At 59.7% G+C, this 23,328-nt stretch carries 16 protein-coding genes, 5 tRNA genes, 1 pseudogene and 2 riboswitches; of the genes and pseudogenes, 13 read left to right on the top strand and 9 right to left on the bottom strand.

Annotated elements, in window-relative coordinates:
• Both ACE1BR_RS11740 and ACE1BR_RS11735 read right to left on the bottom strand, forming a co-directional pair.
• Nucleotides 1–1,032: a FecCD family ABC transporter permease gene (locus ACE1BR_RS11740; RefSeq protein WP_374870435.1), complete on the bottom strand. Its 1,032-nt coding sequence runs from the start codon at nucleotides 1,030–1,032 to the stop codon at nucleotides 1–3.
• Nucleotides 1,029–1,880: a hemin ABC transporter substrate-binding protein gene (locus ACE1BR_RS11735; protein ID WP_374870433.1), complete on the bottom strand. Its 852-nt coding sequence runs from the start codon at nucleotides 1,878–1,880 to the stop codon at nucleotides 1,029–1,031. Before ACE1BR_RS11735 ends, ACE1BR_RS11740 begins: the two co-directional genes overlap by 4 nt.
• A gap of 167 nt (nucleotides 1,881–2,047) precedes the next feature.
• Here ACE1BR_RS11735 and hutX point away from each other — a divergent pair, with 167 nt between their 5' ends.
• On the top strand, nucleotides 2,048–2,560 hold the full coding sequence (hutX, locus tag ACE1BR_RS11730) for a heme utilization cystosolic carrier protein HutX (protein ID WP_374870431.1): 513 nt from the start codon (nucleotides 2,048–2,050) through the stop codon (nucleotides 2,558–2,560).
• Nucleotides 2,557–3,114 (top strand): heme utilization protein HutZ, encoded by a 558-nt coding sequence (hutZ, locus tag ACE1BR_RS11725; RefSeq protein ID WP_374870429.1) that lies wholly within the window; start codon nucleotides 2,557–2,559, stop codon nucleotides 3,112–3,114. The genes hutX and hutZ overlap by 4 nt, the downstream gene beginning before the upstream one ends.
• 87 nt (nucleotides 3,115–3,201) lie before the next feature.
• Here the strand turns inward: hutZ and ACE1BR_RS11720 are convergent, their stop codons facing one another.
• Genes ACE1BR_RS11720 through ACE1BR_RS11710 form a run of 3 tightly spaced genes read right to left on the bottom strand, consistent with a single transcriptional unit; the run spans nucleotide 3,202 to nucleotide 5,172 of the window.
• Nucleotides 3,202–3,585: a hypothetical protein gene (locus tag ACE1BR_RS11720; protein ID WP_374870427.1), complete on the bottom strand. Its 384-nt coding sequence runs from the start codon at nucleotides 3,583–3,585 to the stop codon at nucleotides 3,202–3,204.
• 38 nt (nucleotides 3,586–3,623) lie between these two features.
• Nucleotides 3,624–4,178, bottom strand: coding sequence for a cysteine hydrolase family protein (locus ACE1BR_RS11715; RefSeq protein WP_374870425.1), 555 nt, complete (start codon nucleotides 4,176–4,178; stop codon nucleotides 3,624–3,626).
• A 25-nt stretch (nucleotides 4,179–4,203) separates the two neighbouring features.
• Nucleotides 4,204–5,172 carry a ChaN family lipoprotein gene (locus tag ACE1BR_RS11710; RefSeq protein WP_374870423.1) on the bottom strand — a complete coding sequence of 323 codons (969 nt, stop codon included), beginning with the start codon at nucleotides 5,170–5,172 and terminating at the stop codon, nucleotides 4,204–4,206.
• 180 nt (nucleotides 5,173–5,352) lie between these two features.
• On the opposite strand from ACE1BR_RS11710, the gene ACE1BR_RS11705 reads away from it, so the two are divergent.
• The gene (locus ACE1BR_RS11705; protein ID WP_374870421.1) at nucleotides 5,353–7,458 is read left to right on the top strand and encodes a TonB-dependent hemoglobin/transferrin/lactoferrin family receptor; all 2,106 of its coding nucleotides are present in this window, start codon (nucleotides 5,353–5,355) and stop codon (nucleotides 7,456–7,458) included.
• Between the two features lie 92 nt (nucleotides 7,459–7,550).
• On the opposite strand, the gene ACE1BR_RS11700 is transcribed toward ACE1BR_RS11705, so the two are convergent.
• On the bottom strand, nucleotides 7,551–7,835 hold the full coding sequence (locus ACE1BR_RS11700) for a hypothetical protein (RefSeq protein WP_374870419.1): 285 nt from the start codon (nucleotides 7,833–7,835) through the stop codon (nucleotides 7,551–7,553).
• A 131-nt stretch (nucleotides 7,836–7,966) separates the two neighbouring features.
• Between ACE1BR_RS11700 and ACE1BR_RS11695 the strand changes: the two genes are divergently transcribed.
• Nucleotides 7,967–9,121 (top strand): 3-phenylpropionate MFS transporter, encoded by a 1,155-nt coding sequence (locus tag ACE1BR_RS11695; RefSeq protein ID WP_374870417.1) that lies wholly within the window; start codon nucleotides 7,967–7,969, stop codon nucleotides 9,119–9,121.
• A gap of 69 nt (nucleotides 9,122–9,190) precedes the next feature.
• Here the strand turns inward: ACE1BR_RS11695 and ACE1BR_RS11690 are convergent, their stop codons facing one another.
• Nucleotides 9,191–9,400 carry a helix-turn-helix domain-containing protein gene (locus tag ACE1BR_RS11690; protein WP_374870415.1) on the bottom strand — a complete coding sequence of 70 codons (210 nt, stop codon included), beginning with the start codon at nucleotides 9,398–9,400 and terminating at the stop codon, nucleotides 9,191–9,193.
• Nucleotides 9,401–9,407: 7 nt separating this feature from the next.
• The gene (locus tag ACE1BR_RS11685) at nucleotides 9,408–9,956 is read right to left on the bottom strand and encodes a DUF2975 domain-containing protein (RefSeq protein ID WP_374870413.1); all 549 of its coding nucleotides are present in this window, start codon (nucleotides 9,954–9,956) and stop codon (nucleotides 9,408–9,410) included.
• Nucleotides 9,957–10,172: 216 nt separating this feature from the next.
• On the opposite strand from ACE1BR_RS11685, the gene ACE1BR_RS11680 reads away from it, so the two are divergent.
• The 4 genes and pseudogenes from ACE1BR_RS11680 (at nucleotide 10,173) to ACE1BR_RS11665 (ending at nucleotide 21,997) form a co-directional block, all read left to right on the top strand.
• Complete coding sequence (locus ACE1BR_RS11680; RefSeq protein WP_374870411.1) at nucleotides 10,173–13,664, top strand: NahK/ErcS family hybrid sensor histidine kinase/response regulator; 3,492 nt, start codon at nucleotides 10,173–10,175, stop codon at nucleotides 13,662–13,664.
• 234 nt (nucleotides 13,665–13,898) lie between these two features.
• Nucleotides 13,899–13,986: riboswitch (cyclic di-GMP riboswitch) on the top strand.
• Between the two features lie 102 nt (nucleotides 13,987–14,088).
• Nucleotides 14,089–16,689, top strand: a pseudogene (locus ACE1BR_RS11675) (glycosyl hydrolase family 18 protein).
• Nucleotides 16,690–17,188: 499 nt separating this feature from the next.
• Nucleotides 17,189–17,276: riboswitch (cyclic di-GMP riboswitch) on the top strand.
• Between the two features lie 98 nt (nucleotides 17,277–17,374).
• Nucleotides 17,375–19,993 (top strand): glycosyl hydrolase family 18 protein, encoded by a 2,619-nt coding sequence (locus ACE1BR_RS11670; protein WP_374870409.1) that lies wholly within the window; start codon nucleotides 17,375–17,377, stop codon nucleotides 19,991–19,993.
• Between the two features lie 81 nt (nucleotides 19,994–20,074).
• Nucleotides 20,075–21,997 carry a glycoside hydrolase family 19 protein gene (locus tag ACE1BR_RS11665; protein ID WP_374870407.1) on the top strand — a complete coding sequence of 641 codons (1,923 nt, stop codon included), beginning with the start codon at nucleotides 20,075–20,077 and terminating at the stop codon, nucleotides 21,995–21,997.
• Nucleotides 21,998–22,539: 542 nt separating this feature from the next.
• Here the strand turns inward: ACE1BR_RS11665 and ACE1BR_RS11660 are convergent.
• A complete protein-coding gene (locus ACE1BR_RS11660) occupies nucleotides 22,540–22,704 on the bottom strand; it encodes a hypothetical protein (RefSeq protein ID WP_374870405.1) in 165 nt (54 codons plus the stop codon).
• Between the two features lie 45 nt (nucleotides 22,705–22,749).
• Here ACE1BR_RS11660 and ACE1BR_RS11655 point away from each other — a divergent pair.
• The 5 genes from ACE1BR_RS11655 to ACE1BR_RS11635 all read left to right on the top strand — a co-directional run bounded on the left by ACE1BR_RS11655 (nucleotide 22,750) and on the right by ACE1BR_RS11635 (nucleotide 23,304).
• Nucleotides 22,750–22,825: transfer RNA gene (locus ACE1BR_RS11655), tRNA-Ala, on the top strand.
• 28 nt (nucleotides 22,826–22,853) lie between these two features.
• A tRNA-Ala gene (locus ACE1BR_RS11650) sits at nucleotides 22,854–22,929 on the top strand.
• Nucleotides 22,930–22,994: 65 nt separating this feature from the next.
• Nucleotides 22,995–23,070 (top strand) — tRNA-Ala (locus tag ACE1BR_RS11645).
• 48 nt (nucleotides 23,071–23,118) lie between these two features.
• Nucleotides 23,119–23,194: transfer RNA gene (locus ACE1BR_RS11640), tRNA-Ala, on the top strand.
• A gap of 34 nt (nucleotides 23,195–23,228) precedes the next feature.
• Nucleotides 23,229–23,304, top strand: a tRNA-Ala gene (locus ACE1BR_RS11635).
• Nucleotides 23,305–23,328: the final 24 nt, after the last annotated feature.

Here is a 23,328-nt window from a genome sequence, read left to right as displayed (position 1 = left end):
CTAGAGGGCACGGCGGCTCTTGAGCAGCAACCAGATGAAGAAGGGGGCGCCGAGCAGGGCGGTGATGATGCCGACCGGCAGTTCGGCCGGTGCCAGCAGGGTGCGCGCCAGCATGTCGGCCCCCAGCAGCAGGGCAGCTCCCATCAAGGCGGAGAGGGGAAGCAGTCTGACATGGTTGGGGCCAGCCAACAGCCTGACCAGATGGGGCACCACCAGACCGACAAAACCGATCATTCCCGCGACGGCGACCGCCACGCCGACACCGGCGGCGGTGAGCAGGATAAGGCGGCGCTTGAGCGCCTGCACATCGATCCCCAGATGGCGGGCTTCCCCTTCACCGAGCAGCAGGGCATTGAGGGGATTGGCATCGCGCATAAAGAGCCACAGCAGTGCCGCCAGGGTAAGCAGCGCCAGCCCCATATCGGCCGGTTTGCCAGCGGCCAGGGTGCCCATCTGCCAGAGGCTGAGATCCCTTAGCATCTGATCATCGGCAAGATAGCTGAGCAGGCCGATCACCGCGCCCGAGAGCGCCGTGATGGCCACCCCGGCCAGCAGCATGACGGTCACCGAAGTGCCCCCTTCCCGCGTCCCGAGCAGATAGACCAGCGTTGTGGTCAGCGCCCCGCCGAGAAAGGCGAGTAGCGGCAGTAGCCCGACGCCGAGCAGCTGTTGCAGTGACTGGCCGAGGGGGGCCAGCAGCACGATGGCCAGGGCCGCCCCTAGCGCTGCACCGCCGGAGACCCCGATGATGCCTGGGTCTGCCAAGGGGTTACGAAACAGTCCCTGCATCACGGCGCCACAGAGTCCGAGGATCCCGCCGACCGCGATGCAGATCAGGGTACGAGGCAGTCTTATCTCCTGCACGATCAACAGCTTGTGAGCCTCAATTCCGCTCCCCTGTCCGGCATACAGGGCGCGCAGGCTCTCGCCCAGGGTGAGCGACATCGGGCCGGTTGCCAGCGAGCTGATCAGCAGCAGGGCGAGGGCGGCCGTGGTGATGGCAAGTAGCCAGGGGAGGGGCAAGCGCATCATGCCCCCTGCTTGATCCACTGGGCGATCTGGTTTGCCTGTTGCAGCGAGTTGAGGCTCAAGCCCCCTTGCAAGGCATGGCCGTCGATGGCGTGGATCGCCATTCGCTTGCCAGCCGGGGTGGCGGCCAGTGCGGGGACTTCGGCCAGCACCTTGGCCGGGTCGGCGTAGCGCTGCCAGTCGCGACCGCTGACCAGCACCAGATCCGGCTGCATCTCGATCAGCGATTCGGCAGAGACGGGTTTGTAGTTGCGCAGGGTGGCAGCGGTGTTGGTTCCGCCAGCCAGCGTAAGCAGGGCCCCCGCGGTGGTGTCGCCGCCAGCGATGCTCACCGGCTGCCCCTTGTGCAGCAGCAGGAATGCAACCTTGAGCGGCTTGTTCTGTTTGGCTTGTGTCGCCAGCTGGTCGGTTTGGCTCTGGATCTGCTGTTTGAGCTGCTCGCCAGCGGCCTTGTCATTCAGCAGGCTGGCCAGGGTATCGATGCGCTCATTGAGGTTGGCCAGGGTCGGTGCCGTTTCCAACACCTCGACCTTGACCCCGGCACGGCGCAGCTGATCGAGCGTCGGGGCAGGCCCCATCTCATCGCTGCCAACCACCAGAGTGGGTGCCAGACTGAGGATCCCTTCGGCAGCCAGGGCGCGCTGATAACCCACCTTGGGCAACCCTGTTGGCAACTGGCTGCTCACATCGGTCGCGACGAGGCGAGCTTCGCCTCCGAGCGCCAGAATGAGTTCAGTGGTGGCAGGGCCAATGCTGACGACGCGGGCATTTGGCGCTTCGGCAGCATGAATGAAAAAGGGGAGCAGAGAGCTGCTCAGCAGGGTGAGTGCGAGGGCAAGAGGACGGCCCATGCTAACCTCCGACAGGATGATGAAACGGGTGTGCCGCCGAGAATATCAAGGGTTTGGATAAAATGCACTGAGAATGATAGCAATTATCAATTGCATTGGTTCTGGTGCTTCATTAGAGTAGCCACCATGATAAACCGCGGGGCTTGTTCCTCGCCGAGGGAGAAAAAATGAGCATTGCACAACGCATTCAGGAGATGCTGGAGCAGGATCCCAGCGCTCATCCTTCAGCCATTGCAGCCCAGCTGGCCGTCAGCGAGTGGGAGGTGGTTCGCCAGCTGCCCGCGGAGCTGGTGACTCTGCTGCCCGCTGCGCGTGCCCAGAGTCTGCTGGACGATCTGGCCGACTGGGGCCCGGTAACCACCATCGTCGAGTCGGAAGGCTCCATCTTCGAAGTGAAGGCGCCTTTCCCGAAAGGTAAAGATGCGCGTGGCTACTATAACCTGATGGGGCGTGATGGCGAACTGCACGGCCACCTCAAGCTCGACAACGTGGCGGGTATCGCGCTGGTCAGCAAGCTCTTCATGGGCAAGGAGGGGCACTCTTTCCAGTTCTTCGGCCACTCCGGTCGTTGCATCTTCAAGATCTATCTGGGCCGCGATGAGAAGCGCCAGCTGCTGGCCGATCAGGTCACCCGTTTCATGGCCCTGCGCCACCCGTCTCAAGAGGAAGTAAAAGCATGAGTGAACGTCAGGAGCGTCTGCAGAACCGTCTGCAACCCGAGATCCGCGAGTTTCGTGACAACTGCCGTACCCTGCAGCTCGCCACCGTGGACAGCGAAGGCAATCCCAATGCCAGCTATGCGCCGTTTGTGCTGCAGGAGGATGGCTACTATGTGCTGATCTCCGAGATCGCCCGTCACGCCCGCAACCTGCAACAGGTGCCCCGGGTATCCCTGATGCTGATCGAAGATGAGAGCGGTGCCCGCGAGCTGTTTGCCCGCAAGCGTCTGACCTTCGATGCGGTGGCTGAAGTGGTGGCCCGTGACGACGCCCGCTGGAGCAAGGCGGTGGCTGCGCTGGAGGGGCGTTTTGGCGAGATTATCAAGGGACTCTCCAACCTCAAGGACTTCAAACTGTTCCGCCTCAAGCCGGAGCAGGGGCTGTTCGTCAAGGGCTTCGGTCAGGCGTTCGCGGTCTCCGGTGACGAGCTGGTGGATTTTGTCCATCTGGTGGAAGGGCACAAGCGCATCGATACCGGTGCCGAGCTCACCAGCCTGGCCGATGCGCCGGTCTGATGCTCCCTGTCGATAACGACACCATCCATAACAAAACGGGCAGCCACTGGGCTGCCCGTTTTTATTGCGTTATCTCATCCGGATTGCTTAATCCTGCCAGGAGGCCTTGTTGGGGAAGGCGCTGCGATCGACAGCGGTTGCCGTCTCGTTGCACTCACCCCGCACCTTCCAGGAGGTCTGGCTCAGCACTATGTACCCTTCCCGGCAGTACTTCTTGGTTGCCAGGGTGTCGGTGAGCAGGTTCTCCTGCAGCGCTTCCCGTTGCTCCAGCAGGCGCTGGCTCTGGGCGGCAGAGAGGCCGCGGGGCAGGGTATCGTTGGGCGCAGCTTCAAAGGTGAAGCGCTTGCTCCCCTCCTCGTTGATATGGGTCAGGAAGAGGGGCTCGGGTCCGCCATACTTCTGGCCGGGCAAGCTGGAGCAGGCCGACAGCAGAGGAAAGAGCAACAACAGGGTGGCAGGCAACAGGCGCACGGCAAGACTCCGGTGAGCAACAAAATGAGGACGCCAGATTAACATGGCTGTCCGGCGGGTGTTACTGCCAGCAGCTCGTCGGTGGTGAGCAGGGTCACACTGCGCCCCTCTGGCAGACTGAGGTGGCGCCACATCCAGTGATGGTGCTCTGTTATCTGGGCCGCACTCAGGTGTGGGCGATCGGCGGTGGTGTGGCCATCGCTTAATACCAGTACTTCGAAACCGTGTGAGGCGGCACTGCGTACCGTGGTATCGACGCAAAAATCGGTGGCGCAGCCACAGAGGATGAGCCTGTCGACCGGCTGCTCGGCCAGCAGGAAAGCGAGCTCGGTATCGAGAAAGCTGTCGCACGCGGTTTTGCGTACCCGGCTATCACTCTTCGCGGGTTGCAGCGCACTGTGCAACTGCCAACCCGGGGTGCCGGGTTCCAGCTCGGTGCCAGGGGGCGAGTCATGCTGGATATAGATGACTCGTCCCTGTTGCTGCCTGACATGGGCTGCCGCCCGGTTGATATTGGCCAGCACCTGCTCCTGGCGGTAACGGGGCTCGTTGAACAAGCCTTGCTGCACATCGATGATCAGTAACACATCCATATTTTACCCGCCGTTTCCTTGAAGATTAGGGTTGCAGCCACTGGCTGCAGTCACGGCTGCGGGATTGATGCAGCGCGTCCATATCTTGCTTCATCTCGGCACTGCTTTGCCAGCGTTCTGGCAGCGGCATCACCTTGACGGTCACATCGGCGGCGCGTCCCGGGGCTGTTTCTTCCCCGGTTTGCGGGACCACCAGTGCCACCTTGAGCGCCGGATTGCGGCTGGCGATGCGGCTGGCAATTCCGAGCCCCCCCTCCACATGGAAATTGCCGGCGATATGCATGATCTGCTGACCCGGATGGCTGGCGAGGTAATTCACCATGCTCTCGGCCATGGTGTCGTCCCAGCTGGTCTGGGCGGCGAAACGGCGGGCGTTGCTGTCGGCATCACCGTGGTGCATGGAGGCCATGAATTTCTGGCGATAGGGGTCATCACCCAGCGTCAGTTGGCGGGCCAGCTGGCTGCGGCGTGCGGTTGGCAGTTTGTCGAGCCACTCAGACCCTTCCTGACCGATGCAGCTCACCAGCGGCTTGGGGGCGTTGGCGGCGATCACCGGCATGCGGTGCGCCTTGGCAAACTCTACCAGCGGGCGATAGTCGCTCGGGTAGTTGGGCCAGGCATGCCCTTCGCGGATGAGCAGAGCTTCACCTATCTTGCCTGCCAGATAGGCATCGAGGGTCGCTTGATCGGCCCGGCTGAACTGCTCCATGGAGAGGGTAAGCGCTCGCCCGTTTTGTGCTGCCTGTTGATGCAGGGCGTTCAGCAGCCGTGACTGCAGCAGGTGGATGGCAGGGTGGGTGTGCAGTTCGCCCACCAGAATGATGTCGGCTTCCGCTAGGCGGGCAGTGGCCTGAGCCAGGGTCAGCGTTTCCTGCTGCGAACTACCGAGTTGATAGTCATAGAGGGTTGGCAGTGACGGGGGCGCGGGCGGTTGGCTGGTGGCGCAGGCGGCCAGCAGCAGGGGCAGGGCAAGCAGGGGAAGTCGTTTCATCACTCAATCTCGCGGCAAGAGAGGCCCGAACAGGGATTGTTTGCGGGCAGAAAACAGGAAATGGCTGGCAGTGTAAAACTAACAATTCTCTTTTTAAATGATAATGATTCTTTTTTATTGATCTTTGGAGTGGGGTGGGTAAGATGCGGCCTGTTTGATAATGGTTCTCAATAAGGATTCGCTGTGACTCATCAAAACGCACTCTCTCTGGTTGCCCTTGCCGTGGCGGCCGGTCTCTCTTCCCAGGTTTTTGCTGCCCCCCAGAAAGCAGACGAGGTCATGGTCGTCAGTGGCTCACGGATGGAGCAGAAGCTGGCAGATGTCTCCGGCCCCATTTCGGTGATCACCGCCAAGCAGATCGAAGAGCAGGCGGTGACCGATGCCGCCGATCTGTTCCGCTATGAGCCCGGTGTCGCCGTGCTGGGGGGGCAGGGAGATGCCCAGACCTTCATCATCCGCGGTATGGGTGAGAACCGGGTCAAGGTGGTGCGTGACGGGGTGCGCCAGAACGATGCCTACAGCAAGGGCGGGGTGGGTCAGAGTTATTTCGATACCGACATGATCAAGCAGGTGGAAGTGGCCAAGGGGCCAGCCTCTGCGGCTTATGGCTCCGATGCCCTGGGGGGCGTTATCGCTATCACCACCAAGGATGCCAGCGACTTCCTCAAGGGCAAGGATAGCTATCTGGATGTGACCAGCGGTTACGCCTCCAGCAGCCACCAGAAGATGGCTGGCTTTACCGGTGCCCTGCGTACCGGCGAGGTCGAGAACCTGTTGCGCTACACCTGGCGCGATGGCGGCGTTACCCAGAACTACGATGCAACCAAGAACGACTTCGATATCGGCACTCACGCCCTGCTGCTCAAGAGCAAGTGGAATCTCTCCGATGAGCAGTTCCTCAAACTGACCGTCGACTACCTGACCGATGGCGAAGAGCCGGACGCGATCAAGTTGAACCGGGTCGGTAGCAGGATGGCGCAGGTTTTCGAACAGCCTGTCACTGACAAGCAGACCGACAACCTGTCGCTGGTACTGGATCACGGCATCGGGCTCAATCGTGGCTGGGCCGACCGGATGGATACTAAGGTCTACTTCGGACGTACCAAGCAGACGCTGGATCAGTACGCCTCATCCAAATATCCGGTGATGCCGGGCAACCCCTATGTGACCAAAAACTCGCTGGATCACAACGTGTTCGATCAGAAGAACCTCGGCGCCCAGCTGCAGTTCCACAAGGCGGTGGCCAACCATCGTCTGGCCTGGGGGGCCGAGTATGAGCACACCGACAACGAACGTTCCCGCTACAAGGGACCGACCAAACCGAACGATTTTGTCGGCTACAACGAGCTGAGTTTCCCTGCCACCACCAGCGAACGTGGCGCTCTGTGGGCCTTCGACGAGATGAAGTTTGGCGAGCGCTGGGTGCTGACGCCGGGCGCCCGCTACGACTACTACCGGATGACGCCGGACAACGATCCCGCCTACACCGGCGACCAGTTGCACCAGTTCTCCGAAGGGGAGATCTCGCCCAAGCTGGGGCTGGTATTCAAGGCGCACGAGGCGGCCAACCTGTTTGCCCAGTACAGCCACGGCTTCAAGGCCCCCATGTATGACAGCGCCTTCTCCACCCTGAACCATCAGGCGTATGGCTATCGCATCGAGCCGAACCCGAACCTCAACCCGGAGAGCAGCGACGGGATCGATCTCGGGGTGCGCGGTAGTCACAGTGGCTTCAGCTACGAGGTGGCCAGTTTCTACAACAAGTTCGATGACTTCATCGAGATGGTCGAAGTGGGTAAAGAGGGGCGCACCGCCGTCTACCAGTATCAGAACCTGAGCAAAGCGACCACCAAGGGGGTCGAAGCGAAAGCGGATTACTGGCTGACCGATCTGGTTAACGTCTGGGGCAACATCGCCTATATCGATGGCAAGGATGGTGATGGCAACTACATCAACAGCCTGAGCCCGCTCAACGGCACCGTCGGCGTGCGGCTGGAGCAGGATAAGTGGAACTTCAACACGGCGCTGCGCTTTGCCGACGACATGGAAAAAGTACGCAAGGATGCCAAGGGCAACGAGTATGCGAAGGCGGCCGGTTGGGGCGTGGTGGACATGTATGCCCAGTTCAACCCGATGCAGGATCTGCAGCTCAACGTCGGCCTCTTCAACCTGTTTGACAAGGAGTACACCCGTTACGAACGCATCGCTGGCCGTGATGCCGGTTCCGATAACAGCCTGATGACCGAACCGGGCCGCAACCTCAGCGCCCGCGTCAAGTACGTATTCTAACGAGAGACGACACACGATGCCTGAGCGGGACTATCCCGCTCTGCACTGTCTCGCGCAGCACAGAGCCCGCACCCTTTGGTGCGGGCTTTTTATCATCTGCTGGCCCCGCAAGGCGGCGGGTATTCGCTGCGGCGCAAGTACCGAAATTTTTGCATCAGTGAAACAGTGATGATGGTTGTTGTTGCGCTGGTGAAACGGTTTTGGGTTTGCTGCTCTGGTGCCTGGCTGGTGAGGGGGTAGATAGCGACCTCCGAGCCAATGGTCGGTACCGTCATGGGGCTGCAGTGGGCATGGCCGCCAAAATGGCCGCCAAAAAAGAAACCCGCCAGTGGCGGGTGGAAGGATTGCAACACTAACCAGGAGGAGGTGTTATCCAAGTAGACCCTGCTCCTGCGGTAATAGTTCAATTTTATTGAAATTTTTCCTGCGGTTTTTGTGAGGTTTCCATCGGGAACTGTCTGATGGATGAGGTATGATCCCGCCCCTTTCATCCTGTCACAGAGGATCTATGCCTGCATTCTACTGGTTAGCGCTCTTTTTCAGTGCCTTCTATTTCGTCTATGGCGCCTATCTGCCGTTCTGGTCGCTCTGGCTGGAGGGGGTCGGGGTCAGTGCCGAGCTGATCGGTTTGATCCTGGGGGCGGGCATGGCGATCCGCTTTGTCGGCAACCTGCTGGTGATGGGGCGTCTCAAGGGGGCCGCGCAACTGCTGCCGGTGACGCGCCTGCTCTCGCTGCTCAGTCTGATCTCGTTTCTCGGTTTTTACTTCAGCCACAATATCTGGTGGCTGGTCGGGCTCACCCTGCTGACCAACTTTATCTATCCGACGCTGATGCCGATGGGGGAGGCGCTGGCAACCCGCATGGTCATACAGGCGCACATCGACTATGGCAGGGTGCGCCTGTTTGGCTCTTTTGCCTTTATTGTGGCCTCGACCCTGGTGGGGGCACTGATAGGCAACTTTGGTACAGAGTGGATCCTCCATACCATGGTGGCCGGATTGGTGTTGATGTTGCTGCTCAGCTGTTTGCCACTCCACCCTGCGCCGCAAGACGTGAAAGGGGAGCGTCCCCAGGCCTCTTTGCTCGAAACGTTGCGCAGCCCTGCGGTACGCCGTTTTCTGCTCCTGACCGCTATGCTGCAGGGCAGTCACGCAGCCTATTACGGTTTCAGCGCTATCTACTGGAAAGCACAAGGGTACAGCGGCACCATCATCGGCTATCTCTGGGCACTGGGGGTGGTGGCGGAGATCTGCATGTTTGCCGCCGACAAGCGGTTCTTGCAGGGATTCACCGCCCAAAGACTCTTTATTGCGGGGGCGGTGGGGTGTGTGGTGCGCTGGATCCTGCTGGGCGCATCGACCGAACTCTGGATCCTGGTGCTGGGACAGATGCTGCACGCGGTCACTTATTGCATGAGTCATCTTGGTGCCATCCGTTTCATGACCCGCCAGCTGCCAGCCGAGCAGATTATTCCAACCCAATCCCTCTATGCGGCGCTGGGGGTGGGCATGGTGGTGGCTGTGCTGATGGCAATCTGTGGCGTGCTGTTCGAGCCACTTGGCGGCGGTATCTTCTTCCTGATGGTGCTGGTGGTGCTGCCGGTCTTCTTCTTGCGGCTGCTACCTGTTACCCCGCCAGCGGAAACATCAGCTTCCGCCTAGTGAGGCAAGCGAGCAAAGGGAGTGCCACGGCACTCCCTTTTTGTTACTGAGATATCAGGGTCTGTGGGGTCAGGCATCCTGCTCGTAGCCCAGCAGGTCGCCCGGTTGGCACTGCAGTTCACTGCAGATCGCCTCCAGAGTAGAAAAGCGGACCGCTTTGGCGTGGCCTTTCTTGAGGATCGAGAGGTTGGCTTCCGTGATGCCGATGCGTTGGGCCAGTTCGCGGGAGGTCATTTTGCGTTCTGCGAGCAGGGCATCGAGCCGGATAATGATAGGCATGGGATCCTCACACCGTCAGAGCTTGGTCATCGGCCAACTGTTTGGCCTCGCGCATCACCAGTGCCAGCGCCAGCACGATGAGCCCGGCCAGCATAACCCGGAAATCGGATGAGCTGAGAGAGATGGTGCCAAGTACTTCGGGACCTCTCATGGTGAGTACCGTATCCAGCAAAGGGGGATGGATCAGCTCGACCACGAAGGTCGCACAGAGCAGCAGGCCTATCTGCCGGTAGCGGCGGATCTGTTCGAAGGTGAAGAGTTGGCCTGCGCGGTAGCCGCGAAACAGTTGGCGCAATTGCCAGAGCATCATCATGAAGACCACGTCAGGTAACAATTGCACAAGTGTGGCGAGCAGTCGGGTGGAGAAGTGCAGAGGATAGTCTGCGGGGTCAGTGCCGGGTCGGCTCATTATGATGTTGAGCTTCTCCTGCAGCAGATCGCCGCTGCCAAGGGGTGTCCAGACCTCCAGCAAGGTGATCAGAGGGGTGGCCAGCAGTGCCAGCAGTAACAGCCATTCGAGCAGCATGCTCGAGCGTTCGAGTTTGTTGGATATCATCTCATTCCTCGCCGTGATGGTTTTTGCCTGAAAGGTAAAGTTTATCGTTTATCAATATTCATATCGGCAATATTTATTGTTTTACGATATACAGTCAAGGCAAAAATTATTGAAAAACGATAATTTCAATCAGTCCGAAGGGGATGACTTTTGGCTGCCACCTCTCTAGACTGGCGAGGTTGTATACAAAAACTCAACATGGACAAGGAGTTATCGATGCACCAGGGATGGCTGCTGATCGGATTGTCACTCACCTATCTGGGGCTGCTGTTTCTGATCGCATATGTGGCTGACCAGCAGAAACGGCGTCGTCTCAAGGGGCAACCGCTGCTCTATAGCCTGTCGCTGGCGGTCTACTGCACCTCCTGGACCTTCTTTGGCACCGTCGGCCAGGCGAGTGAATCCCCCTGGTCGCCGGTGCCCATCTATCTTGGCCCCATGCTGGTCTTTCTGTTTGGCTGGCGGCTGCTGGCGCGCCTCATTCTGGTGGCCAAGCGCGAGCACATCACCTCCATCGCCGACTTTATCGCTGCCCGTTACGGCAAGTCCCAGCGCCTTGCCATGGTGATTTCTCTCATCGCCATCATGGGGATCCTCCCCTATCTGGTGTTGCAGCTTAAAGCCATCGTCACTGGGCTGGATCTGTTGATCAGCAACAGCGGGGGGGGCGGTGCGACCGGTGTATTTCCCGGTAACACTGCCGAGTTGGCACTGGGCGTGACCCTGCTGCTGGCGCTGTTCAGCATCCTGTTTGGCACCCGCCATCTCGATGCCACCGAGCACCACCGGGGGATGGTGGTAGCCATCGCCTTCGAGTCGGTGGTGAAGCTGCTGGCCTTTATCGCGGTGGGGGGCTTTGCCCTCTGGCTCATTGTCAGTCAACCCGGTCCGGTCAACGATCAGGTGACCCACGACTTCTTTGTGCAAGTGGTGGCGGTGACCCCCGGCAACCTGCTGGAACTTGCCATCTATACGGTATTGGCGATGTGTGCCGTTATCTGTCTGCCGCGCCAGTTTCATGTGACTGTGGTGGAGAACAATCAGGGGCAGGATCTCCACTGGGCGCGCTGGATCTTCCCGCTCTATCTGTTCGTGATGGGGCTCTTTATCTGGCCGCTGGCGCTGGCGGGCAAACAGTGGGTGGGGGCGGAGATGGCCTCCGATACCTATGTGATCAGCTTGCCGATGACTCTCGGGTTCGACGGCATGGCGATGCTCGCTTTTCTCGGCGGTACTTCGGCGGCCACCGGCATGGTGATCGTCTGTACCATCGCGCTGGCCATCATGGTGAGCAACGATCTGGTGCTGCCGGTGCTGCTGCGCCGCTTCTGGCAGCAGGGGCGTGACGAGCGGTTGGTGCGGCTGCTGTTGCAGGTGCGTCGGGGCGCCATCCTGCTGATCCTGCTGGCCGCCTGGTTGCTCTATCTCTGGCTCGGCGATCTCACCAGTCTGTCGCGTATCGGTTATCTCTCCTTTGGCGCGGTGGCCCAGTTTGCCCCCGCCCTGTTGCTCGGCCTCTACTGGCGGCACGGCAATCGCAAAGGGGTCTATCTCGGTCTGGCCCTCGGGGTGAGCCTCTGGTTTGTCACCCTGTTGGCGGAGAGCGGCCTGCTGGCGGGCTCGCCACTGGCCGCGTTGCTGGCGCCACCCGACTGGCCCGCCTTTCGCGATCTGAGCCTCGGTGCCTGGTGCATCTTGCTGAGTCTGGTCTTCAACCTGCTTGGCTATGTGGTGGGTTCGCTGCTCTCCCGTCCGGCGGTGAGCGAACGGCTGCAGGCGGCCAACTTTGTTGGCAAGCCGAGCCGCGATACCGCTGCGCTCTATCAGGCGCGGGTGTCGGTGAAGGAGCTGGAGATGCTGGCGGCCCGCTTTGTCGGGTCGAGCCGGGTCAAGCGCGCCTTTGGCCGTTTTGCCGGTGAGCGGGGTGGCACGTTGGCGCCGCAGATGCAGGCGTCAGCCGAGCTGATCGCCCACACCGAGCGGCTGCTGGCCGGGGTGTTTGGCACCTCGTCGGCACGGCTGGTGCTCGCCTCTGCCCTGCAGGGGCGCAACATGCAGCTCGAAGAGATCGCCACCATAGTGGACGAGGCCTCCGACGTGTTTCGTTTCAACCGCGGCCTGCTGCAGGGGGCCATCGAGCATATCGGACAGGGGATTTCGGTGGTGGATCGGGAGCTCAAGCTGGTGGCGTGGAATCGGCGCTACATCGAGCTGTTCCACTATCCGCCCGGGCTTATCCAGGCGGGACGCCCCATCGAGGAGATCATCCGCTACAACGCCCTGCAGGGACTCTGCGGCCCCGGCGATATCGAGGAGCATGTGGCGCGCCGGGTCGCCTTTATGAAGCGCGGCAGTGCCCATATCTCGGCGCGGGAGCGCCCCGATGGCCGGGTGATCGAGATGCAGGGCAACCCCATGCCTGCCGGTGGCTTCGTCATGACCTTTACCGACATCACCCCGTTTCGCGATGCGGAAAGGGTATTGCGCGAAGCCAACGAACATCTGGAGGCGCGGGTGGCCGAGCGGACTCGTGAGCTCTCCGAACTCAACCGCCAGCTGCTGCTGGTCAACCAGCAGGTGGAGCGGGCCAATCACTCCAAGAGCCGGTTTCTGGCGGCGGTCAGTCACGATCTGACCCAGCCGCTCAATGCCGCCAAGTTGTTTACCTCCTCCCTGCTGGAGATGCTGACGCAGAGCGGGGAACAGGACGTGGTACAAAAATCAGAGCAGGCACGCATCGCCCGCCATATCGACGATGCGCTGGGGGCGACCGAGGATCTCATCACCGATCTGCTCGATATCTCGCGGCTCGAAGCAGGCAAGTTCAAGGCCAAGAAGCTCGACTTCGCCCTGGGCGATCTGTTCGACAATCTCAAGGCGGAGTTTGGCGTGCTGGCGCAGGCGGGGGGGATCCACTTCTCGGTGGTGGAGAGCAAGCTGGCGGTGCACAGCGATGTGCGCCTGCTGCGTCGGGTGTTGCAGAACTTCCTGACCAATGCGTTTCGCTATAACCCGGGCGGTCGGGTGTTGCTCGGTTGCCGTCGGGGCGGGGGGAAGATCCGCATCGAGGTGTGGGACAATGGTCCCGGCATCCCGGCCGACAAGCAGGAGGCGATCTTCGACGAGTTCTCCCGTCTCGATCACTCCCGTACCGCCAAGGAGCAAGGGTTGGGGCTGGGGCTGGCCATCGCTCGCGGCATCTCGCAGGTGCTGGGCCATCAGCTCACTCTGCGCAGCTGGCCGGGCAAGGGGTCGGTCTTTGCGGTGACCCTCAATCTGGCAACCCGCCCGGTTGTGCCTCATCCGCTGGTCGCACCGGTGGTTCGCGACAGCCAGCTGGAGGGGGTGACCGTGCTCTGCATCGATAATGAGCGGGACATTCTGACCGCCATGAGCACCCTGCTTGGCCGTTGGGGCTGCGAGGTGCGCTGCGCCAGCGATCTGGCGGAAGCCGAGACGCTGCTGGCGGAGGGATTCGTGCCGCGGCTGGTGCTCTCTGACTATCACCTCGACGATGGCAAAACCGGGCTGGATCTGCTGGCTGCGCTGCGGCAGGTGTGTGGCGACGAGATGGGGGGCATCATCATCAGCGCCGATCGCAAAAGCGATCTGCAGGCGCAGATCCGCGAGCAGGGTTATGGCTACATCAGCAAGCCGGTCAAACCGCTCAAGCTACGGGCGCTGATGAACAGTCTGCTATTGCGATAACGGCGACCAAGGCCGTTTGCTGTGAACAAGCTCACAAAACCGGGTAAATGTAGCGGCGGCCATCGCCATGATGGCGCCCCATCCATGCGTATATATTGGCGATTATCCCCTCACTTTTCAGTGCAATAGCGACAGATTGCCGTTCTGCTTCCCCGCTGTCGGTAAATGCCGACAGTAGCGGGCAGGATCGGCTCACTCTATAGTCGGAATGCGATTATTTTCATCGCAAATGAAGTAACCGAAGGGCAAACCGATCGCGAGGTCGGGACGCAAAGCTTCCGGTCCAGGGATGAGCCGTACTTGAGATAGCGGGGCCACCACAGGTTGTTGTGCACCTTTGCCAAGAGGCCGCACTGCTGTCTGCGTTACCTGTCAGGGCGTAGCCCTTTTCGTTGCCAACATAACGAAATAGGGAACTATAACAATGCTAAGTCCAAAGCCAACCATGCTGGCCCTTGCGGTCGGTCTATGTTGTACCACCTCTGTTTATGCTGCCCCACCCGGCAAGCCTGCCATTGCGTCTGGCCCCACCAAGTTCGCCGTTGTGGAGGTCGATATGGCCGCCACCGCTTATAACAATCTGGTCAAGGTGAAGGATGCCGCCGATGTGGAGGTGAGCTGGAACCTCTGGAGTGGCGACGTCGGCCAGAGCGCCAAGGTGTTGCTCGATGGCTAGGAGGTATGGTCAGGCCCCTCTGCCGCCGCGGGCACCGCCAAATTCAAGGTCAAAAAGGGGGGCCGTTACCAGATGCAGGTGGCCCTCTGCAATGCTGACGGCTGCACCCTCTCCGACCAGAAAGAGATAGTGGTCGCTGATACCGACGGCAGCCATCTCAAGCCGCTCAAGCCAGTGCTGCAAGAGAACAACAAGCCTTACGCCAACAAGTCCGGCAAGGTGGTCGGCACCTACTACGTAGAGTGGGGCGTCTATGGCCGCAAGTTCACCGTGGACAAGATCCCGGCCCAAAACCTGACTCACATTCTCTACGGCTTTACTCCCATCTGTGGCGGGGATGGCATCAATGACAGCCTCAAGGAGATTGAGAACGGCAACAGTTTCCAGGCGCTGCAGCGTGCCTGTGCCGGTCGGGCCGACTTCAAGGTGGCGATCCACGATCCCTGGGCGGCCGTCCAGATGCCACAAAGCGGTTTGACTGCCTATGACGAGCCCTACAAGGGCAACTTCGGCGCCCTGATGGCGCTCAAGCAGGCGTACCCTGACCTCAAGATCCTCCCCTCCGTCGGCGGTTGGACCCTCTCCGATCCCTTCTACTTCCTCGGCGACCAGAGCAAGCGCGACACCTTCGTCGCCTCGGTCAAAGAGTTCCTGCAGACCTGGAAATTCTTCGATGGCGTGGATATCGACTGGGAGTATCCGGGCGGACAGGGCGCCAACCCGAAACTGGGCAGCCCGAGCGATGGCGCCACTTATGTGGTCCTGATGAAAGAGCTGCGCGCCATGCTTGACGAGCTGGAGTCGCAGACCGGCCGCAAGTATGAGCTCACCTCCGCCATCGGTGCCGGTTACGACAAGATCGAAGATGTGGATTACCGCGCGGCCCAGCAGTACATGAGCCACATCTTCATGATGACCTACGACTACAACGGTGCCTGGAGCAACACCGAGCTGGGGCACCAGAGCAACCTCTACGCGGCGAGCTGGGATCCCAACACTAAGTACACCACCGACAAGGCGGTCAACCTGATGCTGGCGCAGGGGGTTGATCCCGGCAAGCTGGTGGTTGGTGCAGCCATGTATGGCCGTGGCTGGACCGGGGTGAGCGGCTATCAGGGCAACAACCCCTTTACCGGCAAGGCGACTGGCAAGGTGAAAGGGACTTGGGAGGATGGCGTGGTCGATTACCGCGACATCGTCAACAACCGGATGGGGGCGGGTTGGGAACAGAGTTATGACGAGGTGGCCGAGGTTCCCTATCTGTTCAAGGCGGGCACTGGCGATCTCATCACCTATGACAACGATCGTTCGGTCAAGGCCAAGGGGCAGTATGTGCTGGCCAACAAGCTGGGTGGCCTCTTCTCCTGGGAGATCGATGCTGACAACGGTGACATCCTCAACGCCATGCACGAGGGGCTGGGCCACGGTGAAGGAACGACTCCGCCAGCCAACAAGCCGCCGCTGGCCAATGCGGGCAGCGATCTCAAGGTGACTGGCCCGGCCGAGGTGGTGCTGGATGGCTCGGCTTCCCACGACCCGGAAAATAGTGCTCTCACCTATAGCTGGAAACAGGTTTCCGGCCCGCAGGCGACGCTGCTTGATGCCACTCAGGCCAAGGCCCGGGTGGTGCTCAATGGGGTGACGGCGGACATCAATCTGGTGTTCGAGCTGACTGTGACTGACGATCACCAACTGAGTGCCAAGGATCAAGTGGTGGTGACCAACAAGGCGCCGCAGCCCAATTTGCCGCCGCTGGTGAGTCTGCCTGCCACGGCCTCTGTGGAGTCGGGCAAGCTGGTGTCGCTCAAGGCGACCGCCTCCGATCCCAACGGCGATCCGCTCACTTACCAGTGGACGGTACCGGCTGGCCTCACCGCAACCGGCCAGAACAGTGCGACCCTGGTGGTCACTGGCCCGAATGTCACCGGCGATACCGTCTATGACCTGAGCCTTGTCGTCTCCGATGGCGCGCTGGATGCCAGTGCCGCCACCCGTCTGACGGTCAAGCCGGTCAGCGGAGGGGGCGGTTGCTCGGCCACCGATCCGGATGCCGCCAACTGGCCTGCCTGGCAGAGTGGCAAGGTCTACAACGGCGGCGACAAGGTGAGCCACAACCAGCTGGTGTGGCAGGCCAAGTACTGGACTCAGGGCAACGAACCGAGCCGTACCGCCGACCAGTGGACGCTGGTGAGCAAGGTGCAACTGGGTTGGGATGCCAATGTGGCTTACAACGGGGGTGATCTCACCACCTATAACGGTCGCCAGTGGAAAGCCAAGTACTGGACCAAGGGCAACGAGCCTGGCAAACACGAGGTTTGGCAGGATGTAGGGGCCGCCAGTTGTAAGTAATCAGCAATGTGTCACGGGGCATGCCTGGCATGCCCCTTTTTTGTGTGCAGCTGTCAGGGCGCGCCTTGTCAATCAGCGGTTGCCGACATCCGATATGGATCAGTCACCGTCCACCCGCCACTCTGCCCGGAGTGGGTCAGACGAACATTTTTGTCGTATCTGGATGGGGCGGTCGGAGGAAGCACCGGTTGTGCGGGTAACCCAATGCGAGTGAAAAAGTGACTAGCCATGCATGTCGGCTGCACTATCACGCCGCTTGCTGATTGTTGTTAGTTATTGATTTTTAACTGTTTATTTTGCATGTGGTGGTGTGTTCGTGTCGTATCTTAACTGAGTGTAAACACAGTAATGAGCACAGCTATATGTTTTTAAAGAGTTAGTTCACAAAAATAAAACAGACTCGGCGATTTTTTACAGGGGCGCTGGCAATGGTCGGATTTGCTTGGCCTGTTGTATTCCCCTACAGTTAATCGGTGATTATTTATCACCAAGAAGAAAATTGTGACAAGGGCAAACCGATTGAAAAGTCGGGACGCAAAGCTTCCGATCTAAGGGGGATGTTGACCTAGGATAGCGGGGCCACCACAGCGTTATACGGGCTGCCTTCGCCAAGAGGTGGCCGTTTTGGTGTTAGCTGTCGTGTTGCGTCGCCCTTTCGTTTCGCCATAACGAAAAGGAAAGCAATATGCTAAGTCCAAAACCGGCGTTGCTGGCCATGGTGGTCAGTAGCCTGTTCACGTCATCGGCTGCCTATGCTGCAGCACCCGGCAAGCCCGCCATCGCCTGGGGTCCGACCAAGTTCGCCATTGTCGAAGTGGATCCCGCGGCAACCTCCTACAACAAGCTGGTCAAGATAAAGGATGGTGCCGATGTCTCCGTCAGCTGGAACATCTGGAGCGGCGATATCGGCCAGAGTGCCAAGGTGCTGCTGGATGGCAAGGAGGTGTGGTCTGGTCCCTCTTCGGCTACGGGCTCCGCGACGTTCAAAGTCCACAAGGGCGGCCGTTATCAGATGCAGGTGGCCCTCTGCAATGCCGATGGCTGTACCCTCTCCGACAAGAAGGAGATAGTGGTCGCCGATACCGATGGCAGCCACCTCGCGCCCCTCAAGCCAGTCTTGCAAGAGAACAACAAGCCTTACGCCAACAAATCCGGCAAGGTGGTTGGCACCTACTATGTGGAGTGGGGTGTTTACGGTCGCAAGTTTACCGTGGACAAGATCCCGGCCCAGAACCTGACCCATATCCTCTATGGTTTCACCCCGATTTGTGGTGGTGATGGCCTCAACGATGGCCTCAAAGAGATCGAAAACGGCAACAGCTTCCGTGCCTTGCAGCGAGCCTGTGAGGGGCGGGAAGATTTCAAGGTCGCCATCCATGATCCCTATGCGGCAGTGCAGATGGCCCAAGGTGCTTTGGGGTCTTGGGATGAGCCCTACAAGGGCAACTTCGGTAACCTGATGGCTCTCAAGCAGGCCTATCCGGACCTGAAGATCCTCCCCTCCATCGGTGGCTGGACCCTCTCCGACCCCTTCTATTTTATGCATGACAAAGCCAAGCGTGACGTGTTCGTCGCCTCGGTCAAAGAGTTTCTGCAGACCTGGAAATTCTTCGACGGCGTGGACATCGACTGGGAGTATCCGGGTGGACAGGGTGCCAACCCCAATCTGGGTGACAAGACCAAGGATGGTGAAACCTATGTGCTGATCATGAAGGATCTGCGCGCCATGCTCGACGAGCTGGCCGCCGAGACCGGCCGCACCTATCAGCTCACCTCTGCCATCGGTGCCGGTTACGACAAGATTGAGGATGTGGATTACAAGGCTGCCCAGCAGTACATGGACCACCTCTTCGTCATGAGTTACGACTACAACGGCGCCTGGAGCAATACCCAGCTGGGCCATCAGGCCAACCTGTATGAAGCGACCAATGGCTCGGCCAACAAACGCTACAACACCGATTCCTCTGTGCGGCAACTGCTGGCTCAGGGCGTTGACGCCGAGAAGCTGGTGCTCGGTGCGGCCATGTATGGCCGTGGCTGGCAAGGGGTCAGCGGTTATCAGGGCAATGATCCCTTCACCGGTACCGCGGCTGGCAAGATCAAGGGGACTTGGGAAGATGGCGTGGTCGATTACCGCGACATCGTCAACAACCGGATGGGGGCGGGCTGGGAGTACAACTACGACGAGACTGCCGAAGCGGCCACCCTGTTCAAGCCCTCTACCGGCGAGCTGATCACCTATGACAATGAGCGTTCGGTCAAGGCGAGAGGCCAATATGTGCTGGCCAACAAGCTGGGTGGTCTCTTCTCCTGGGAGATCGATGCCGACAACGGCGACATCCTCAATGCCATGCATGAAGGTCTCGGCCACGGGGAAGGGGTCACCCCGCCCACCAATAAGCCGCCAGTAGCCAATGCTGGCAGCGATGTGACCGTGACCGGTCCGGCCACGCTGATGCTGGATGGTTCCGCCTCCCACGATCCGGAGAAAGGCACCCTGACCTACAGCTGGAAGCAGCTCTCCGGGCCGCAGGCCGTGCTGGGCGATACCTCGCAGGCCAAGGTGCGGGTCGATGTGAACGCAGTGAGCGCCGATACTGCGTTGCTGTTCGAGCTGACTGTCACCGATGACCATCAGTTGAGTGCCAAGGATCAGGTGGTGGTAACCAACAAGGCGCCGCAACCCAATCTGCCTCCGGTGGTGACTCTGCCCGCCAGCGTCAAGGTGGAAGAGGGCAAGCAGGTGAGCATCACCGCCAAGGCATCCGACCCCAATGGCGACGAGCTGATCTACCAATGGCAAGTGCCAGCTGGCATCACGACCACCGGCCAGAACAGTGCCACCCTGGTGGTTACCGGCCCGGCAGTCGATGTCGAGACCGGTTATGACCTCTCTGTGACCGTATCTGATGGTTCCCTCGACGCCAACGCGGCAACCCGTCTTACCGTCACCCCGGTTAATGAAGGTGGTGAGGGGGGGTCTTGCAACACCACCGACCCGGAAGCGGCCAACGTCCCCGCATGGCAGGCTGGCAAGGTCTACAACGGCGGTGACAAGGTGAGCCACAACCAGCTGGTGTGGCGTGCCAAGTATTGGACTCAGGGCAATGAGCCGAGCCGCGGTGCCGATCAGTGGACACTGCTGAGTCAGGTTGAGCTGGGCTGGAACGCCACCGTTGCTTACAACGGCGGGGATCTGACCAACCACAACGGTCGTCAGTGGAAGGCCAAGTGGTGGACCCAGGGCAACGAGCCGGGCAAGCACGATGTCTGGCTGGATGTCGGTGCGGCCAGCTGCCGTTAAGCCGAGATCACTATGATGGTTGCGGGGTCTTATGAGACCCCAACCTTTTCTGTTGAAAACCTTAGTCAGAGAGCAACAATAATGAAAAAAAATCGCATCACCCTTCTGCTTGCCGGCCTGATGCTGAGCGGCCACCTGTGGGCCGCCGAGGCATACGACATCAACAAATCCTATCCGGGCGGTAGCCAGGTCAACTACAACGGCCAGCTGTTTGAGGCCAAGTGGTGGGTCAACCCGGGCCAGACCCCCGGCACCACGGTTGCCAATGAGTGGGATACCCCGTGGAAATTGATCGGCGAAGGGGAGGTGACCCCGCCGGACAATGGTAACGGTGGTGACAAGCCAACCCCACCGACCCCGACGCCGCCGGATGGCGGTACCACCCCGGTCTATATGAGCCAGGCCGAGCTGGCTGCCAAAGAGAAAGCGCTGACCGACTTCCCTGCCATGGCGGTTGTGAAGGCCTCTATCGCTACCCGTGACAATCTGGTGGTAGAAGCAGTGCAACCGGGCCGTGCCGATAACCCGGACAACGTCAAACTGGTGGAGAGCCTGCTCAGCGAGAGCCAGTTCAACTACCTCTTCCCCCTGCGTGCCCCCGAGTACAGCTATCGTGGTCTGCTGCAGGCAGTTGCCAAGTTTCCGGCCCTGTGCAGTGACTACAGCGATGGTCGCGATGCCGATGCCATCTGCCGCAAGACCCTGGCGACCATGTTTGCCCACTTCGCTCAGGAGACCGGCGGCCATGAGAGCTGGCGCCCGGAAGCCGAGTGGCGGCAGGCGCTGGTCCATGTACGGGAAATGGGTTGGAATGAAACTATGCGTGGCGGCTACAACGCCGAGTGCAACCCCACGGTATGGCAGGGTCAACAGTGGCCGTGCGGCACCTTCGATAATGGCGAGTTCAAGAGCTACTTCGGTCGTGGCGCCAAGCAGCTCTCTTACAACTACAACTACGGCCCCTTCTCCGATGCGATGTTTGGCACGGTGCGCACCCTGCTCGACAAGCCGGAACTGGTGGCGGACAGCTGGTTGAACCTCGCCAGCGCGGTGTTCTTCTACACCTATCCGCAGCCGCCCAAGCCCTCCATGCTGCATGTTATCGACGGCACCTGGCAGCCCAATGACCATGACAAGCAGAACGGTCTGGTGCCCGGTTTCGGGGCCACCACCCAGATCATCAATGGCGGGGTAGAGTGTGGCGGCAAAGTGGAACACGGGCAGTCCCAGAATCGCATCAATTACTATCGCGAGTTTGCCAATTACTTCGGTGTACCGATACCGGCTGATGAAGTGCTTGGTTGCAAGGGGATGAAGTATTTTGATGAGAAAGGTGCCGGTGCCCTACCCATCAACTGGGAGCAGGACTGGAGCTATGTGGCTGAAAATCCCAACGGCGGCAAGAGCTATGCGTGCAAGCTGGTGGGTTACCAGACCCGCTTCAGCGCCTTCAAGGAGGGGGACTACACGCGCTGCATCCAGCACTTCTATCCCGAGGTGGTGATTGAAGATAATGGCGGGGGTACCAACCAGCCACCGGTGGCCAGCATCACCGGTCCGGCGCAGGCCGAAGGCGGCAGCAAGGTGACCCTCTCCGCGCAGCACTCCAGCGATCCGGAAGGCAAACCGCTGACTTATGCCTGGGTTTTGCCGGCAGGCGCCTCCGCCCCGGTACTGGATCAGGTCACCCTGGAGTTGACTCTGCCCAAGCCCGCCACCGATACCAAGCTGGATATCAAGCTGACGGTGACCGATGAAGGGAGCCTGAGCCGCAGTGCCAGCCATGCTTTGCTGGTCAAGGGGGAAGAGGGGGGCGTGACGCCACCTGACGACTACCCGGCTTATAAAGAGGGGACGCCTTACAAGGCAGGCGAGCGGGTCAGCAATGGCGGCGTCAGCTACGAGTGCAAACCGCACCCCTACACTGGCTGGTGTGCTGGCGCAGCCTGGGCCTACGAGCCCGGCAAGGGCACCGCATGGAGTGACGCCTGGATCAAGCTCTGATCCGGTTTGTCGTGACCAATCGCTGCAATGAAAAAATGGGGCCTGCGGGCCCCATTTTGCTTTGGTGGAGTTCAGGTTTGGCCGAGGACTCTCTCTGGCCGGGACAGGACAGCACCTGAATGGCGCTGCGATAGGATGTGTGTTTTGTAATTTAATTACTATTTATGGTGAAACACTTTCACGTCTTACTTGCCGTAGCGGAAGTAGTATTCACGGGTAGCCGGTGCATAGGTATCTTTCTCAACGATACCGCCTTTGGTGGTTGCGCCCTTGAGGCGGAACAGGACTGCCAGATTCTCAAACATGGTTTACCTCATCGCTCTGTCATTTATGGTTATGGTGTGTGACCTGTGTCACGGTTTGATCCTATGGTCATCTGTGAGCCAGATCAACTTTTTGTGTTGTAAATTTACCAAAATCATGGAAAGGGTTTTCAAATGCAACGCTTTTTATGGAAAGGTTTCCTGTTGGGGGAGGAATGAATCCGTTTGCGAGCCCGCAACAGCAGAAAGGAGGGTGGCAGGACCGGATGCGGGAGGGGTTCACTTCGTGGCTGGTGCGGTATCGGGATTTGACCCGATTTGTGACATAAAACAGAGAGATAGCGCGCTCTTTGCTGGTAAAAACAGCGAACTGCTGTAATTTTGACTAAACGCATCAATCGTCGTTATTTTAGGGTTGACAGCAAAGCGGGTGATGCCTATCATGCGCCTCCGTTGCCGGAGATAACTTCGTCAGCGCCGAGGTGAGTTGGGGTTATAGCTCAGCTGGGAGAGCGCTTGCATGGCATGCAAGAGGTCCGCGGTTCGATCCCGCGTAGCTCCACCAAATTCTCCTCGAACAATCTGGAATCAAAGGGGTTATAGCTCAGCTGGGAGAGCGCTTGCATGGCATGCAAGAGGTCCGCGGTTCGATCCCGCGTAGCTCCACCAGATTCTTGATTGTTGTATTGAATACCCAGGGCAGTGCGGTGTGTATCACCCAAGCCGACCTTTGTGGGGTTATAGCTCAGCTGGGAGAGCGCTTGCATGGCATGCAAGAGGTCCGCGGTTCGATCCCGCGTAGCTCCACCATTATTTAGGATGAATGGCCGCCAGAACCATTCATTCAGTGCCGAATTTGGGGTTATAGCTCAGCTGGGAGAGCGCTTGCATGGCATGCAAGAGGTCCGCGGTTCGATCCCGCGTAGCTCCACCAAATTCAGAGTGATTCAGCGTCACTCACACATATCGGGGTTATAGCTCAGCTGGGAGAGCGCTTGCATGGCATGCAAGAGGTCCGCGGTTCGATCCCGCGTAGCTCCACCATCTTTCGTAATGAAAGTAAAAAGG

Origin of the sequence: Aeromonas sp. MdU4, assembly GCF_041929505.1 — a bacterium.
Taxonomy (GTDB): Bacteria; Pseudomonadota; Gammaproteobacteria; order Enterobacterales; family Aeromonadaceae; genus Aeromonas.
Note: the sequence above shows the minus strand (reverse complement) of the source record. Positions and strands in the feature narration are given on the sequence as shown.

Bases quoted from the DNA above. Each gene is read 5' to 3' on its own strand.
- ACE1BR_RS11740 (WP_374870435.1), bottom strand. From the start codon at position 1,032: ATGATGCGCTTGCCCCTCCCCTGGCTACTTGCCATCACCACGGCCGCC.
- ACE1BR_RS11735 (WP_374870433.1), bottom strand. From the start codon at position 1,880: ATGGGCCGTCCTCTTGCCCTCGCACTCACCCTGCTGAGCAGCTCTCTG.
- hutX (WP_374870431.1), top strand. From the start codon at position 2,048: ATGAGCATTGCACAACGCATTCAGGAGATGCTGGAGCAGGATCCCAGC.
- hutZ (WP_374870429.1), top strand. From the start codon at position 2,557: ATGAGTGAACGTCAGGAGCGTCTGCAGAACCGTCTGCAACCCGAGATC.
- ACE1BR_RS11715 (WP_374870425.1), bottom strand. From the start codon at position 4,178: ATGGATGTGTTACTGATCATCGATGTGCAGCAAGGCTTGTTCAACGAG.
- ACE1BR_RS11695 (WP_374870417.1), top strand. From the start codon at position 7,967: ATGCCTGCATTCTACTGGTTAGCGCTCTTTTTCAGTGCCTTCTATTTC.
- ACE1BR_RS11690 (WP_374870415.1), bottom strand. From the start codon at position 9,400: ATGCCTATCATTATCCGGCTCGATGCCCTGCTCGCAGAACGCAAAATG.
- ACE1BR_RS11685 (WP_374870413.1), bottom strand. From the start codon at position 9,956: ATGATATCCAACAAACTCGAACGCTCGAGCATGCTGCTCGAATGGCTG.
- ACE1BR_RS11680 (WP_374870411.1), top strand. From the start codon at position 10,173: ATGCACCAGGGATGGCTGCTGATCGGATTGTCACTCACCTATCTGGGG.
- ACE1BR_RS11670 (WP_374870409.1), top strand. From the start codon at position 17,375: ATGCTAAGTCCAAAACCGGCGTTGCTGGCCATGGTGGTCAGTAGCCTG.
- ACE1BR_RS11665 (WP_374870407.1), top strand. From the start codon at position 20,075: ATGAAAAAAAATCGCATCACCCTTCTGCTTGCCGGCCTGATGCTGAGC.
- ACE1BR_RS11660 (WP_374870405.1), bottom strand. From the start codon at position 22,704: ATGATAGGCATCACCCGCTTTGCTGTCAACCCTAAAATAACGACGATT.